The 15,400-nt window shown below is 66.8% G+C and carries 14 protein-coding genes; 5 read left to right on the plus strand and 9 right to left on the minus strand.

Features of this window, described 5'->3' with window-relative positions:
• Window positions 1-46: 46 nt before the first annotated feature.
• On the minus strand, window positions 47-2,374 hold the full coding sequence (locus DVU99_RS17220) for a DNA translocase FtsK (protein ID WP_114241466.1): 2,328 nt from the start codon (window positions 2,372-2,374) through the stop codon (window positions 47-49).
• A gap of 546 nt (window positions 2,375-2,920) precedes the next feature.
• Between DVU99_RS17220 and trxB the strand changes: the two genes are divergently transcribed.
• The 3 genes from trxB to DVU99_RS17235 all read left to right on the plus strand — a co-directional run bounded on the left by trxB (window position 2,921) and on the right by DVU99_RS17235 (window position 5,768).
• Window positions 2,921-3,886, plus strand: coding sequence for a thioredoxin-disulfide reductase (trxB, locus tag DVU99_RS17225; protein ID WP_114241467.1), 966 nt, complete (start codon window positions 2,921-2,923; stop codon window positions 3,884-3,886).
• 59 nt (window positions 3,887-3,945) lie between these two features.
• Complete coding sequence (locus DVU99_RS17230; protein ID WP_114241468.1) at window positions 3,946-5,091, plus strand: GNAT family N-acetyltransferase; 1,146 nt, start codon at window positions 3,946-3,948, stop codon at window positions 5,089-5,091.
• Window positions 5,092-5,270: 179 nt separating this feature from the next.
• Window positions 5,271-5,768, plus strand: coding sequence for a hypothetical protein (locus DVU99_RS17235; protein WP_114241469.1), 498 nt, complete (start codon window positions 5,271-5,273; stop codon window positions 5,766-5,768).
• A gap of 16 nt (window positions 5,769-5,784) precedes the next feature.
• Here the strand turns inward: DVU99_RS17235 and DVU99_RS17240 are convergent, their stop codons facing one another.
• Window positions 5,785-7,194, minus strand: coding sequence for a serine hydrolase (locus DVU99_RS17240; RefSeq protein WP_114241470.1), 1,410 nt, complete (start codon window positions 7,192-7,194; stop codon window positions 5,785-5,787).
• Window positions 7,195-7,299: 105 nt separating this feature from the next.
• Between DVU99_RS17240 and aat the strand changes: the two genes are divergently transcribed.
• On the plus strand, window positions 7,300-8,031 hold the full coding sequence (gene aat / locus DVU99_RS17245) for a leucyl/phenylalanyl-tRNA--protein transferase (protein WP_114241471.1): 732 nt from the start codon (window positions 7,300-7,302) through the stop codon (window positions 8,029-8,031).
• 49 nt (window positions 8,032-8,080) lie between these two features.
• Here aat and DVU99_RS17250 read toward each other — a convergent pair whose 3' ends face one another.
• The 5 genes from DVU99_RS17250 to ispG all read right to left on the minus strand — a co-directional run bounded on the left by DVU99_RS17250 (window position 8,081) and on the right by ispG (window position 11,989).
• The gene (locus DVU99_RS17250; protein WP_114241472.1) at window positions 8,081-8,755 is read right to left on the minus strand and encodes a MarC family NAAT transporter; all 675 of its coding nucleotides are present in this window, start codon (window positions 8,753-8,755) and stop codon (window positions 8,081-8,083) included.
• Between the two features lie 70 nt (window positions 8,756-8,825).
• Complete coding sequence (locus DVU99_RS17255; protein WP_198670366.1) at window positions 8,826-9,644, minus strand: HD-GYP domain-containing protein; 819 nt, start codon at window positions 9,642-9,644, stop codon at window positions 8,826-8,828.
• 106 nt (window positions 9,645-9,750) lie between these two features.
• On the minus strand, window positions 9,751-10,044 hold the full coding sequence (locus tag DVU99_RS17260; protein WP_114241474.1) for a DUF1905 domain-containing protein: 294 nt from the start codon (window positions 10,042-10,044) through the stop codon (window positions 9,751-9,753).
• Window positions 10,045-10,055: 11 nt separating this feature from the next.
• Entirely contained in the window at window positions 10,056-10,730 is a 675-nt protein-coding gene (locus DVU99_RS17265; RefSeq protein ID WP_114241475.1) for a bifunctional 2-polyprenyl-6-hydroxyphenol methylase/3-demethylubiquinol 3-O-methyltransferase UbiG, read from the minus strand.
• Window positions 10,731-10,738: 8 nt separating this feature from the next.
• Window positions 10,739-11,989, minus strand: coding sequence for a flavodoxin-dependent (E)-4-hydroxy-3-methylbut-2-enyl-diphosphate synthase (gene ispG, locus DVU99_RS17270; protein ID WP_114241476.1), 1,251 nt, complete (start codon window positions 11,987-11,989; stop codon window positions 10,739-10,741).
• Window positions 11,990-12,223: 234 nt separating this feature from the next.
• Between ispG and DVU99_RS17275 the strand changes: the two genes are divergently transcribed.
• A complete protein-coding gene (locus DVU99_RS17275; protein WP_198670367.1) occupies window positions 12,224-12,925 on the plus strand; it encodes a helix-turn-helix domain-containing protein in 702 nt (233 codons plus the stop codon).
• Between the two features lie 15 nt (window positions 12,926-12,940).
• Here DVU99_RS17275 and DVU99_RS17280 read toward each other — a convergent pair whose 3' ends face one another.
• Together DVU99_RS17280 and DVU99_RS17285 are read right to left on the minus strand one after the other, a co-directional pair.
• Window positions 12,941-13,291, minus strand: coding sequence for a GFA family protein (locus tag DVU99_RS17280; RefSeq protein ID WP_114241478.1), 351 nt, complete (start codon window positions 13,289-13,291; stop codon window positions 12,941-12,943).
• A gap of 57 nt (window positions 13,292-13,348) precedes the next feature.
• Complete coding sequence (locus DVU99_RS17285) at window positions 13,349-15,289, minus strand: acetyl-CoA hydrolase/transferase C-terminal domain-containing protein (protein WP_114241479.1); 1,941 nt, start codon at window positions 15,287-15,289, stop codon at window positions 13,349-13,351.
• Window positions 15,290-15,400: the final 111 nt, after the last annotated feature.

Genomic DNA, 15,400 nt, shown 5'->3' on the forward strand with positions numbered 1-15,400 from the left:
GCTGGGATGACCGTGCGGGGGAACCAGGTGGCGCACCTACCCGGCCTCAATTCTTCGGCGGCGGGGGCGCCAGCACCTCACGGTTGCCGTTGTGCTGCGGGGCGCTGACCACGCCATCCTGCTCCATCTGCTCGATCAGGCGTGCGGCGCGGTTGTAGCCGATGCGCAGGTGGCGCTGCACGCCCGAGATCGAGGCGCGCCGGGTCTCGGTGACGATGCGCACGGCCTTGTCGTACAGCTGTGCGTCGGCGTCGCCGCCCTCCTCGCCTTCCTGCGGCAGGCCGGAATCGTTGATGAACTTGCCGTCGCTGGTGGCCTGCACTTCCTCCAGCACGCCCTCGATGTACTGCGGAGCGCCCTGCGACTTCAGCCAGTTCACCACGCCGTGCACCTCGTGGTCGTCCACGAAGGCGCCGTGCACGCGCTCGGGCGTGGCGGTGCCCGGCGGCAGGTACAGCATGTCACCGTGGCCCAGCAGGGCCTCCGCGCCGGACTGATCAAGAATCGTGCGCGAGTCGATCTTGCTCGACACCTGGAAGGCGATGCGGGTGGGGATATTGGCCTTGATCAGGCCGGTGATCACGTCCACCGACGGACGCTGCGTGGCCAGCACCAGGTGCACGCCGGCGGCGCGCGCCTTCTGCGCCAGGCGGGCGATCAGTTCTTCGACCTTCTTGCCGACGATCATCATCATGTCGGCGAACTCGTCGATGATGATCACGATGTACGGCAGCGGTTCCAGCGGCTCGGCCGCCAGGTTCGGCATTTCGGGGTTCGGGCGGAACAGCGGGTCCAGCAGCGGCTGGCCGGCGTTCTCGGCGTCCTTCACCTTCTTGTTGAAGCCGGCCAGGTTGCGCACGCCCACCGCAGCCATCAGCTTGTAGCGGCGCTCCATTTCGGCCACGCACCAGCGCAGCGCGTTGGCGGCTTCCTTCATGTCGGTGACGACCGGCGCCAGCAGGTGCGGAATGCCTTCGTAGACCGAAAGCTCCAGCATCTTCGGGTCGATCATGATCATGCGCACGTCCTTGGCGCTGGCCTTGTACAGCAGGCTCAACACCATGGCGTTCACCGCCACCGACTTGCCCGAGCCGGTGGTACCGGCCACCAGCAGGTGCGGCATCTTGGCCAGGTCGGCCACCACCGGGCGGCCGGCAATGTCCTTGCCCAGCGCCAGCGCCAGCGGCGACTTCATGGCGTCGTAGCGGTCGGAGCGCAGGATCTCCGAGAGGTAGACGATCTGCTTCTTGGCGTTGGGGATCTCCAGGCCGATCACGTTCTTGCCGGGGATCACGTCGACCACGCGCACGCTGACCACCGACAGGCCACGCGCAATGTCCTTGTCCAAGCTGGATACCTGCGAACCACGCACGCCGGCGGCGGGCTCCAGCTCGAAGCGGGTGATCACCGGGCCCGGATAGACGCCGACCACCTTGGCCTCGATGCGGAAATCCTTCAGCTTGAGCTCGACCTGGCGGGACAGGACCTCCAGCGTCTCCTCCGAATAGCCCGGCCCCTGCTCCGGCGCTTCGTCCAGCAACGACAGCGGCGGCAGCTCGCCCGGCGCGGAAGCGCCAGTGAACAACGGAATCTGCGTCTCGAGCTTGGCGCGCTCGCTCTTGACCACCGGCGCCGGTGCCGTCTCGATGCGCACGGGCTCGCGCCTGGCCTGTTTCACGGCCTCGGTCTTCTTGACCACGTCGCGCTCGGCACGGGCCTGGCGGGCAGCCATCACTTCCGGCGCCTCGCGCAGCTTGCCGCCGAACCAGCCGGCCAGGCGCAGCACGCCCTGCCCGGTCACGTCCATCACGCGGAACCAGGACAAGCCGGTGGCCAGCGTTACCGCCACCAGGAACAGCGCCAGCAGCAGCAGCGGTGCGCCCTTGTCGCCCAGCGCATGCAGCAGGCCGCGGCCCACCCACATGCCGATGATGCCGCCCACGCCCTGCGGCAGGATCGGCTCGTCATGGAAATTGAGGTACAGCAGCGCCGGCAAGGTGATGAAGAAGAACACCGAGCCGATCAGGCGCAGCGACGGCTCCCACGGCTGCACGGTGCGCTCGCCGCGATGGCGCAGCACCTGCACGCCCAGCAGCAACAGCAGCAGCGGGAAGAAATAGGAGACCAGGCCAAAGATGTAGCGCAGCACGTTGGCGATGTTCGCGCCGATCGAGCCGCCGAAATTCCGCGCATGTTCCACCGTGCCCACATGGCCCCAGCTCGGGTCCTGGTCGTTGTAACTGAACAGGCAGACCAGCAGATACAGGGCCAATGGCAGCACCAGCAATGCGCCAGCCTCGCGCAGGCGACGCTTCAGCTCTTCGCTGAGGCCCTCGCGCTGCTTTTCCTTCTTGACGTTCGCGCTACGCGCCACCGTGGTCCTTTTCCCGTTCTCGTGCCAGGGGCCAGCCACCTGTTGGCAGCCATCCCGCGTTACATCCGCCGTATCGGCAGGCAAGACCTTAGATCATGACCTTGAGCGCTGGATGAACCAGCCCGCCGCCGTCGACATCGATGCCCCCGCGCAACCTGCGCCGGCCCTCGGCCTGCGCGCGTCACGCAGGGCAAGGATAACGGCAGAGTTCGTCATCGACGAGGTCTGCGAGATGACAGGCCGCATATTCGTGACGTGGCCGCGGCTTGCGCGGGCGCCGCAACGCCTGGCTGCCCGCCGGGATCACGGGGCAGGCCTGCCGCTTCAGGCACCCTGCCCCGGCCAGCCAGACTCCAGTTGTGCGCCGGGGGCAAGTAAACTCAAGGGGATACGGGCGCCCCGATGAAATCCCGGGGGTTCGCCCCCATCATGGGGGCTCGCCCACTTACCATTCGCCGGAGCGTCTCCCACCCCGACGGTTGGATCGCCCCCATCTTCAACCCGACCCAAGCAGATATCCGCCCGCGAGGCGGACAGAAGGAACGCATGAACACTGCCACCAAGCACAGCCGCCTGCTGATCCTGGGCAGCGGCCCCGCCGGTTACACCGCCGCCGTCTACGCTGCCCGCGCCAACCTCAAGCCGACGCTGATCACCGGCTTGCAGCAGGGTGGCCAGCTGATGACCACCACCGAGGTGGACAACTGGCCGGGCGACGACAAGGGCGTGCAGGGACCGGAGCTGATGCAGCGCATGGCGCAGCATGCCGAGCGCTTCGAGACGAGCATGGTGTTCGACCACATCCACAGCGTCGATCTCAAGCAGCGTCCGTTTCGCCTCAAGGGCGACTCGGGCGAGTACACCTGCGACGCGCTGATCATCTCCACCGGCGCCACCGCCAAGTACCTGGGCATCGCCAGCGAAGAGCATTTCAAGGGCAAGGGCGTGTCGGCCTGCGCCACCTGCGACGGCTTCTTCTTCCGCGAGCAGGAAGTGGTGGTGATCGGCGGCGGCAACACCGCGGTCGAAGAGGCACTGTACCTTTCGAACATCTGCAGCAAGGTCACCCTGGTGCATCGCCGCGACAAGCTGCGCGCCGAGAAGATCATGCAGGACAAGCTGTTCGACAAGGCCGCGGCCGGCAAGATCGAGCTGGTGTGGAACCACACCGTCGACGAAGTGCTGGGCGACAACAGCGGCGTGACCGGCGTGCGCGTCAAGGACATCAACACCGGCGAGACGCGCGACATCCCGGCCACCGGCTTCTTCGTGGCCATCGGCCATACGCCGAACACCGGCATCTTCGACGGCCAGTTGGACATGCACGACGGCTATATCAAGATCCGCAGCGGCCTGAGCGGCATGGCCACCATGACCTCGGTGCCGGGCGTGTTCGCCGCCGGCGACGTGGCCGACCATGTGTACCGCCAGGCGATCACCTCGGCCGGCTTCGGCTGCATGGCCGCGCTGGACGCCGAGCGCTGGCTGGACCAGCAGGGCCCGGCGAGCTGAAGCCTGCGCCGAACAGGCCGCATCGATGTCCGATGCGGCCTCCCCGCCTTGATTGAGACGTGATCGAAGCCCGTTTCCACGACCGCATCGACAGCATCCCCGCCCCGGCGTGGGATGCCTTGCGTCCTGACGACAATCCGTTCGTCTCGCACGCCTTCCTGTCCCTGCTGGAGCGCACCGGCTGCATTCGCCCCGACTGGGGCTGGCAGGCCCACCACCTGGGCCTGTACGAACACGACCGGCTGCTGGCCGCCGCGCCGCTCTACCTGAAGGGCAATTCGCACGGCGAGTTCGTGTTCGACTGGAGCTGGGCCAGCGCGTGGGAGCGCGCGGGCGGCGACTATTACCCGAAACTGCTCAACGCGGTGCCCTACTCCCCCGTGCCGGGGCCGCGCCTGTTGGCCGGGGCCGGGGCCGGTGTGCTGCCCCTCCAGCAGGCGCTGCTGACCGCCATGCGCGGTTTCGCGGAGCGCATGAACCTGTCGTCGGTGCACGCCAACTTCCTGCGCGACGACGAACTGCCAGCGTTCGATCTGCACTGGCTGGCACGCTCCGACGTGCAGTTTCACTGGCGCAACCCTGGCTACGCCGACTTCGCCCAGTTCCTCGGCACGCTCAATCACAAGAAGCGGAAGAACATTCGCCAGGAACGCGCCCATGTGGCGGCCAGCGGGTTGTCGGTGGAATGGCGCAGCGGGCGCGAACTGGCCTCCAAAGACTGGCTGCGCATCCACGCACTGTACGAATCCACGTTCGACGCCAAGGGCAATCACGCCGCCCTGACCCGCGACTTGTTTCTCGGCATCGGTGAGACGCTTGGCGATGCCACGCAGCTGGCACTGGCCCGTCACGGCGACCGGATCGTCGCCATGGCGATGTTCCTGCAAAGCGGGCAAGCGCTTTACGGGCGCTATTGGGGCGCCGAGGTCGACGTGCCGGGCCTGCACTTCGAGCTCTGCTACTACCAGGGCATCGAGCACGCGATCCGTTGCGGCTTGCAGCGGTTCGAGCCGGGAGCCCAGGGCGAACACAAACTGGCCCGCGGCTTCCTGCCGGTGCGCACGCATTCACGCCATTACCTGGTGAACACCGGCTTCCGCGAGGCCGTTCGCACCGCCTTGCTGCGCGAGGCCGAAGCGATGGACGACTACGCGCAGGATCTTGAGACCCACAGTCCATACGCCAGGCACGCACCCACTACCTAGGCACGCTTCACGCTGCCTTGACTGCCTGACGTCCTAAGTTGGCAACCGCCTTGCCACTGTCGGCGCAGTGACATATTCGAAGTGCACGATCGCTTCAGGCTGACCGTATCGAGGGCGCGGTCGGTTGTGGCAGGCAATCAGGGGACTGGCTCAAGTTTTCGCGTGGGGGCGTGGACCCAATGAACACGAAGCGACTCAGCGTCTGGCCCGCCCTGGTGGCGGTGGCATTCATCGCACTTGCCGTGCTCGCCGTCGCGGCCACCGGACGGTATGCGTGGCACGAGTACGCCTGCTCCAGCGACGCATCGATGGTCGCCGGTGGTCCATCGAAGTATGCCGTGGAGGTTCGCGGCGAATCGTGTACCGCCAATGGCACGCTCAACTTCGTGCATGTGAAGCTCAAGGGCGCCGGCCTGCTCGGCTCAGACGCCACGGTATTCGTCTACGAACCGGTGGACAACGGCGACGATGAAGACGACGGCAACCAGCCGCCCACAGTGCGCTGGCTGTCGCCGAACCATCTCGAGATCGACGTGGATACGGCCTCGCGCGTGGACACCCAGGAATTCAGCTCGCACGGCGTGACCATCAGCTACCGCATTGGCCATGTGATACCGATCGAGCACGTGGCTTCGGCCGATCCCCTGCGCCACAAGCAACACGTCGCATCGCTCTGATGCATCTTTCGGCGACTCAGCCGTACGAGATGCTGACGACCTTGCCGTTCGCATCCAGGCCAAACGCGAACTTCAGCAGGCTGCCCGGACCGAATGCGATCAGGTAGTCGTTCCAGTGCACGCCGTCCTGGTCACGCTGGCCCTTGAACACGAACGCGGTGGGTTCGCCGAACGGTGCGAGCTTGTCGGCCAGCCGCGCCGACAGGCCGGCATTCAATTTGGCGCCGAGATGCCCGCCGAAACGTGAGGCATCTTCCTTGCCCTGCTGCATCTGCACGAACAAGGCGCGCGCCGCGGCCGTGGCCTCGGTGTCCTCGCCCGCGGCCGGCGCGCGCGCAGCGGCGGCAACGGCGGGATACAGATCATCGAAGATGGCCGAGGTGAGCATCTCACCAGGCTCGGGATTATCGCCGTTGTTGGTGAAGGCAATGATCCGCACGCGCTGGCGGGGGAAGTATTCGTTGGCCGTGGTGAAGCCCAGCGAGCCTCCGGTGTGGCCGACGCGCGGCTGCCCTTCCATCTCGTCCACGAACAGGCCCAGGCCGTAGTCGGCGCTGCCGCTGCCGGTGGTCTGTACCGAGGTGATCATCATGGCGTAGTCAGCGGGCGTGACGATGCGGCCACTGACTAGCGCCTCGTTCCAGCGTTCGAGATCCGCCACCGTCGACACCAGGTAGCCGGCGGCGCCGCCTACCGAGTCATGAATGGTCGGGGCCCGTTCCAGCTTGCCGCCCTCATGGCGGTAGCCCACGGCCATGGGCGAAAGCCGCTCTTCATCGGCCACGCCATGCGTGTGCGAGATGCCGGCCGGATCGAGCAGGTGTATGCGCACGTAGTGCCGGTAATCCTCGCCGGAAACCACCTCGATCACCCGTCCCAGCAGCGCGTAGCCGGTGTTGGAATAGGACCAGCGGCTGCCCGGCTTGAAATCGAGCGGCTTGTCCTTGATGCGCGCCATCAGCTGGTCGAAGGTGGCCGGCCGCGTGGCGAACTGCTCCACGTCGGGACCATCCAGGTATTCGGGCAGGCCGCTGGTATGCGACAGCAGCTGCCGCAGCGTCACCTCCGTGGCATGCGGCGCGGTCGGCAACCAGGTGGACAACGGCTTGTCGATATCCAGCTTGCCGGCCTCCTGCAGTTGCAGGATCGCCGCGGCGGTGAACTGCTTGGTGATGGAGCCGATCTCGTACCAGGTGTCCATGGTCGCCGGCAGCCGACGCTCCCGGTCCCGGTAGCCATAGGCATGGCCATAGATCAGCTTGCCGTCCCGGTACACGGCGATCACCGCGCCGGGCGTTGCGGTTCGTTGCAGCACCGCTTGCACGTCGGCATCGATGCGCGCCGTCGGTGGCCGGTCGGCCTGGCTGGCCGTTGCAAAAGCAGGCGCCAGGGCCAGCCACGAGAGGGATAGCGCAAAGCGACGCATGGTTATCCGCAAGGTCGACAAGGGTGGAGCATGCTAATCACGCCGGCATGCCGGTAGCATGTGTCTTATGGCCACCCTGGTCTGTCGCCCTCCTCGAATGCCGCGATGATCCGATTGCCCCTGCTCGATTCGGCCAAGCCGGAGCACTTTCCCGATCCGCGCAAGGCGCTGGACGAGCCGAACGGCCTGCTGGCCTTCGGCGGCGATCTTTCGCCTCGCCGGCTGCTGGCCGCCTATGCGCAGGGCATCTTTCCCTGGTTCAACGAGGATGAGCCGCTGCTGTGGTGGTCGCCCGATCCCCGCTGCGTGTTCCACACGGCGTCCCTGCGGGTGAATCGCAACCTGCGCCGCCGCCTCGGCGAGGTGTCCTGGCGGATCACCCTCGACCAGGCATTCCGCGAGGTGGTGGAAGCCTGCGCCGCGCCGCGCCCGGGACAGGCCGGCACCTGGATCGTGCCGGCGATGATCGACGCCTATGAGCATCTGCACCGGCTCGGGCATGCGCACAGCGCAGAAGTCTGGGACGGCGACAGCCTGGTCGGCGGCATCTACGGCATCGCGGTGGGGCGGCTGTTCTGTGGCGAGTCGATGTTCAGCCGCGAAAGCGGCGGCTCACGCGCCGCGCTGGTGGCGCTGGCCCAGGTGCTGCGTGGCTGGGACTTTCCGCTGATCGATGCCCAGGTCACCAACCCCCACCTGCTGCAGCTGGGCGCGGTGGAATACCCACGCGCCCAGTTCCTGCGCACGATCGCCCAGCTCAGCCAGCTGCCCGGGCAGCCGGGAAGCTGGGCGCCGTTCTCCGCGCTGGCCCAGTTGCAAGCCTCAGGCGGCGAGTGAGCGGCGGCGCTGGCCGCCAACGCGGCGAAGCAAGACGCGGGACCGATTGTCAGGAAACGGCGACCAGTCCCCAACCCAGCAGCAGGTCGTACACGCCGTTGATGACGAACTGCACGCCGATGCACACCAGCAGGAAACCCATCACGCGGGACAACGCATCGATGCCGGTCTCGCCGAGAAAGCGCATGATCTTGGTGGCGCCGCGCAGGCACAGCCAGAACACCAGCGCGAACAGCAGCGTGGTGACCGCCACCACCAGGTGCACCATCATGGTGAGCTTGCCGCCGGGAATCGACGAGCCCGCGCTGATGATGAAGGCGATCGTGCCCGGGCCGGTGGTGCACGGCATGGTGAGCGGAATGAAGGCGATGTCCTTCAGCTTCGCGCTGGATTCATGCGAGGCCATCTCGGCCTGAACTTCGTCCTCTGCTGCACGCGCTGGCGGAAACAGCATGCCGAAGCCGATGAAGGCCACGATCAGGCCGCCGGCCACGCGCAGGCCGGGGATGGAGATGCCAAAGCCGCCGATCACCGCATTGCCGGCGTAGAAACAGATGAGCAGCACGATCACCACGTACAGCGTGGCGCGATTGATCTGGCGGTTTCGTTCCGCCTCGGGATAGCGACCGGTGAGGGCCAACAGGACGGTGGCGCTGGTGAGCGGGTTGGCAATGGGCAACAGGCCCAACAAGCCGAAGGCGACGTAATCGAGCAAGACGTACATAGGCTTCCGATTCCTGCTGGACCGGGTACAGCCTAACCTGCCAGGGTGCCAGCGCAGAAGCCGGAGGCGCTCAATCCGGCGACAGTTCGTCCATGCCGATGGCCTTCAGCTCGTCGTAATGCTCCAGGAACAACGCCACGATCTGCGGATCGAGCTGGCTGCCTGCCGCGTTGCGCAGGTAGTCGAGCACCTCCTGCTCGGGCCATGCGGGCTTGTAGACGCGCGGGAAACTCAAGGCGTCCCACACGTCCACCACGCTGAACAGGCGCGCGGCCAGTGGAATCTCCTCGCCACGCAGGCCCCGAGGGTAGCCGGTGCCATCCCAGCGTTCGTGGTGTGCGTAGGGAATATCGACCGCCGGACGCAAGAAGGCAGTACGCATCAGCAGGTCCCGGCCCAGGATAGGATGCGTACGCATCACGGTGACCTCCTCGGGCGTCAGCGGGCCGGGCTTGATCAGGATCGCGTCGGGCAGCGCCAGCTTGCCGATGTCGTGCAGCAACGCGCCGAAACGCACGTGGCGCAACGCATCGCCATCGAGCCCCGCGCGACGCGCCAGCGCTACGGTCATGCGCATCACGCGCTCGGAATGGTCGCGAGTTTCCTTGTGGCGCACGTCCATGGCCGACACCAGGGCACGCAGCGACTGCTCGTTACCGGTGAGCAGCAGGTGATTGAGGCGATCCATGCGCTTCATCGCGCGATCGATCATCCAGTACAGCAGGATGCCCGTGCACAGCACGAAGAAGCCGCCCTTGGCCGAGTGCAGCATGCTCAGCGTGTGCTTGTCGTAGTTGAAAGAGAACAGCAGGCGATCGGAAAAGAACACCCACAGCCACGCGAGCAACACGTAGATCAAGACGATGCGAATTTGCGGCTTCAGCCTCACCAAGCCCCCTGCTCCCCACTCTCCGCCGAACTCCCACCCTGCGGGGAACGGACGGAGCATACCCGTATCGCGACGGGAAAGGCGGCTCTTTGTCACACCCTTCCCGTCAGGCGTCTTCCGGCTCGATCAACACGTCCACCGACTGTCCGATGCTGACGCCCATGGCAGCCGTGAGCGACTCTTCCAACAACAACCAGAACGCGCCTGCGCGTTCCACCACCGAGCCCTTGAAGCTCTGCCCATTGAGGCTGCCGCGCACACGATGTCCGTGGCCGCATTTCCACAGCGGCCGCGCGGGTGTGGACCACTGGCTTACCGGATCGAACGGCAGAGCCACGGCCCAGTGCCTGGGCCCGATCTGCACGATGGCGCGAAACGCGACCGCACGATGCCTGTTCATGCCCCGCTCCCCTAGCTTGCCCCCGCCATGAAGATAACGGACGCGGGCCGGCCTGTGTGGGGATGCACGGGCTCGGCCAGGGAATGCAGCTGCAGGCCCGCCGTGGCGAAGGCCGCCAGCCAGCTGCCCAGCGTACGGAAATACCAGGGAGCGGGCTGTCCGAAGCCGTCGCCGCAGCCGATCCACGAACCTTGGCGCCAGCCGTCGCTGTACGGCTCGTCGGTCGCCACCGCCAGGGGATGCAGAGTCTGCACCAGCAGTACGCCTCCCGGTGCGAGCAGCCCCGGCACCGCCGCCAGCAGGCCGGAGACCGAGGCATCGCCCAGCAGGGAGAAATTGCACACCACCACGTCCGCCTGCTCGCGCAGGGCGCCCGCAGCAATCTGCTCGTAGGAAATCACGCGGAAATCGCCACCCTGCACGCTAGCCGCGTCGATCAGCGCAGGCACCGCGTCGACGCCGATCACCTCGATACCTTTGGCCGCCAGGGCGTGGGCCAACCAGCCTTCGCCACACCCCAGGTCAATCACCCGGCGCGGCGCCCGGGCGAGCACCGCCTCGACGATGGCGCGGTCGGTGACCAGCTGGCGGCTTTCGATGCGGCCCTCGCGGACGGCCCGCTCCCACGGCCCGGCGTTGGCCAGCCAGGCATTGAGGATCTGCGCTTCGTCCGGCCGCGCGGTCATGGCCTGGATCAGCCGCCGCGGCTGGCGTACTTGGTGGCCACGTAGTTGTCGAGGATGCCGATGAACTCGTTGGCGATGTTGTCGCCACGCAGCGTCATGGCCTTCTCGCCGTCGATGAACACCGGTGCCGACGGCGCCTCGCCATTGCCCGGCAGCGAAATGCCGATGTTGGCGTGCTTGGATTCGCCCGGCCCGTTCACCACGCAGCCCATCACCGCCAGCGTGAGGTTCTCCACGCCGTCGTATTTCACCCGCCACAACGGCATCTGCTCGCGCACATGCGACTGCACGGTGCGCGCCAGTTCCTGGAAGAATTCACTGGTCGTGCGGCCGCAACCCGGGCAGGCAGTCACCAGCGGGGTGAACGCGCGCAGACCCATGGTCTGCAGCAGTTCCTGCGCCACGATGACTTCGCCGGTACGCGACGCTCCCGGCTCAGGGGTCAGCGAGATGCGGATGGTGTCGCCCACGCCTTCCTGCAGCAGCACGGCAAGCGCCGCCGACGAAGCGGTGATGCCCTTGGAACCCATGCCGGCTTCGGTCAGGCCCAGGTGCAGCGCGTAATCGCAACGACCGGCGATATCGCGGTACACCGCGATCAGTTCCTGCACGCCCGACACCTTGCAGGAAAGGATGATGCGGTCACGCGGCAGGCCGATTTCCTCGGCGCGATGGGCCGAGTCGAGGGCGGAACGGATCAAGGCCTCGCGCGCCACGTGGGAGGCGTCCCACGGCTCGGCGCGCTTGTGGTTTTCGTCCATCAGGGTGGCGACCATGCTCTGGTCCAGCGAACCCCAATTGGCGCCGATGCGCACCGGCTTGCCGTAGCGCAGCGCCATCTCGATGATCGAGGCGAACTGGCTGTCCTTCTTCTTGCCGAAGCCCACGTTGCCGGGGTTGATGCGGTACTTCGCCAGTGCTTCGGCACAGGCCGGCTCGGCCTCCAGCAACTGGTGTCCGTTGTAGTGGAAGTCGCCGATGATCGGCACGTCCACGCCCATCATCTCCAGCTTTTCGCGGATGCGCGGCACCGCGGCCGCGGCGGCAGGCGGGTTTACCGTGATGCGCACCAGCTCCGAGCCGGCGCGGGCCAGTTCGGCGATCTGCCTGGCGGTGCTGGCCGGGTCCTCGGTATCCGTATTGGTCATCGACTGCACCACGATGGGTGCTCCCCCGCCGACAGTGATCTTGCCGATCTTCACGCCCACGCTGGGGCGGCGGGCTGACGGCTGGGCGGGACGCGGGGAATGGTCGCTCATGGGCTGCAAGGGTCGCACGGGTTGGGCCGCCACCGGCGGCAACGGGCAGAGGATACCCGAACGCCTTCGCACGCCCTAGCAACCCTCCGGCACCGCGCCGTTATGCGGCAAAAACGCACATCCCCGCCGCGCCAGACACTTGGACGAGGATCATAGGAAGCCGGAAACGGGCAAGGACCAGGAGGCCTCACGCACATGCTCACGACACATCATCGCCAGGAAACGTGCCGGGCCATGACGCCCTCGCCCTCGTGCGCCGGCTGCGGTCATGCCGCGGTCTGCCAGGCGGGCGGCTTCGACCGCCCGGAACTGTCGGGCCTGCGCCATATCGCCGAACGCATCGGCCCCCTGCGCACCGGCGAATACCTGTACCGTCCCATGTCGCCATTTCGCGCCATCTATGCGGTGCAGTCGGGCATGGCCAAGACCGTCGCGGTGGATATCGCCGGGCGGGAGCAGGTGCTGGCCTTCCACCTTCCCGGCGAGATGATCGGGCTCGATGCGATCGACCGCGAGTTTCACGACAACGCGGTGGTCGCGCTGGGCAAGACGCAATTCTGCCGCTTCCCGTTCGCCGCCCTGCGCCAGGTCGCGGCCGAGCAGCCTGAAGTGCCCTGGCATCTCATGCAGGCAGCCAGCCAGCGCATTTCGCGACTGCAGCTGAGCGGCGGCAACTACCTTGCCGAGGAACGCTTCGCCGCCTTCATCGTCGACCTGCGCGACCGTCGCGCCATGCTCGGCCTGTCGGCCGACTACCTGCCCTTGCCGATGTCGCGTGCGGATATCGGCAACCACCTGCGCCTCACCACCGAAACCGTGAGCCGGCTGCTGGGCCGCTTCCGCCAGCGCGGACTGGTGTCACTGGATCGTCATGGACTGAACGTGCTCGACCTGCCCGCCCTGCGCGAACTTGGCCAGTCGCTGCTGATGCACTGAGTCCGGCACCGGGCTTCACAGGCGATGGCGGCCATCGAAGGGTTTGCGCTCGATGGCCGCCAGATCCACTCCTTCCAGGCAGCGCACGTTGACTGCCACCACGGCGCCGCCCGTCTTGGAATCCTGCCCGAACGCAAAGGCCTGTACGCCGCATTGGGGGCAGAAACGGTGATCGATGACGTGCCGGTTGAACCGGTAGCTGGACATCGCTTCCTCCGGGGTGCGCAGGTGGAACTGGTCCCGCGGCACGAACCACAGCAACAGTCCCCTGCGACTGCAGTACGTGCAGTTGCATTCGAACGCTTCCACGGGCTGGCCCTCGACATCAAAGGCGATGCAGCCGCAGTGGCAGCTTCCCTCAAGCATGGTCGCGTTCTCCTCTTGGCTGGTCTGCCAGCATGATGCCCGGACGGAACCGCTGCATCAGGTTCGGCGCAAGGCAGCGACGAGCAGCCGCTGCAGCACCCGCTCACCCATGCCCGCCGGACGTTGCAATGCCATGCGCTCGATCGCCTCGGCCTCCCCCTCCACCGGCGCGCCCGGGTGCAGCGTCGCGCGAAGGATCTGCCACTTCCCGCGCCACGTGGTGCTGCGGGCCTTCAGCCAGTTGAGCGCCGGCAGCAGGCGCTGCTCCACCGCGGTGAAATCGCTGCCAAACGGGAACGGCGGCAGCAGTCCCTTGTCCTGCCATGACGCCAGGGCGTTGTGCAGGGTTTCCGGGCGATTGCTGCGCCAGCGTTCAGGCACCTGGAAATCCGGGGCCAGCTTGCCGTGCGCCTTGGCCTCCGCGCACAGCGCGTCGATGAAGCGCGCGTCGGTGATCGAGAGCATCGCCTCGATGCACTCGCTGTCGGTCTTGCCGCGCAGGTCGGCCACGCCGTATTCGGTAACGTACATGTCGCGCAGGTGGCGCGGAATGGTGGTGTGGCCGTAGTTCCAGCGGATGTTGGTCTCCACTCCCGCGCGCCCCCGTCGGGTCGAGCGCAGCAGCAGCACCGAGCGCCCGTCGGGCAATTCGTGCGCCATCGCGACGAAGTTGTATTGCCCGCCCACTCCACTGACCACCTCGCCGTTCTCCAGCCCGTCCGATACCGCCGAGCCGAGCAAGGTGGCCATCATGCAGGTGTTGAAGAAACGCGCGCCACGGCGCTGCAGCACGGCCAGCGCCTGGTGGTCGCCGTACAGCTGGTTGACGTTGGACACGCGGCACATGTCCAGCGCATCGGGGTCGTCGGCCTCCAACTGCGAGACCCAGTCGTAGAGTTCACGCGAGCCCAGCAGGAACGCACCGCGCAGATAGTGCCCGCCCGGCGTCTCGGGCGACAGGCGCCCGCTGGCAGCGGCGCGTTCCAGCGCGATGTTGTCCCACGCGCGCCGCTTGAGCACGCCGGCACGCTGCAGGTGCATGAAGCCGTCCATCACCATTTCGCTGGCGCCGTACAGACCGCTGCGGAACGGCGCCAAGCCGCCGAGCCGTGCGGCCAGTGCGTGGGTACCGCCGCGGGGATCCAGCGCCACCAGCGCCCGCCGCCACTGCGTGTTGTCCTCCTGGCGCCACCGCATGGCGTGCACGCGCGCATCGGACAACGCGCCGATGCCGATCTGCAGGCAGCCACCATCGCGAACCAGCGCACTGGCGTGCATGCCCAGCGCGTACTCGACCAGGTCCACCGGCTGGCGCGGCAATGCAAACAGCGGCGGCAGGCTTTCCGGGCGCAACTCGACGTCGAAGTAATCCTGCGCGACCTCCGCATGGCCACTCACGTAGGGCAGGTCCGGGTGCACCACCGCCACGCACAGCGGGCGCGCCTTGCCGGCCTGCACCACCTGGTCGATGAAGTCGAGTGTGAGGTCGGGATTGCACGAAAGGCTGTAACGCACGCCCTCCGGCGTCTCGCGCCGTGCCACCAGCTGCACCAGCACGTTGATGTCCTGCACGGCCAGGTCGCGCGCCACGTGCGTGTAGTTCTGGCTGATGTAGTTGCGCTGCGCGCTGCCCGAATGCAGCAGCGCGCCGGACTGCATGTAGAACTCGTGCACCGCCACGTTGGACGGCAACGCGTTGCGCGCCTGGTCGATGGCGTATTGCAGGTCTTCCGCGTCGGCGCCGAAATGGCGTGCCACGAAGGGCCCGAGGAAACGCGCTTCCAGTCCCGGTGCAGGCTGTGGCCGGGTCAGCGAAAGCGCCGTGTAGATCGAGAGCGAGCGTGAAGTGTCCGCAACCGTCAGCCGGTACAACGCATTGAGCAAGCCATGCGGCTTGCCCAGCCCCAATGGCGCGGCGACGCGCAGGTCAGGGCCGATACGTTCGGCGATGTGCTGCGCGCAACCCTCGGTGTCCGTGTGACATTGCTCTGGCGACATGGGGCGATCATGGCAGAAGGTTCATGGGAACGGCACGGTCGGACAGTGGCGCGTATTGGTCGCACGGTAGCAGTGAACACGACTTGAAGAACCGCCGCATGCATGTCCTAC

It is taken from the genome of Dyella sp. C9 (assembly GCF_003332825.1).
Lineage (GTDB): Bacteria > Pseudomonadota > Gammaproteobacteria > Xanthomonadales > Rhodanobacteraceae > Dyella.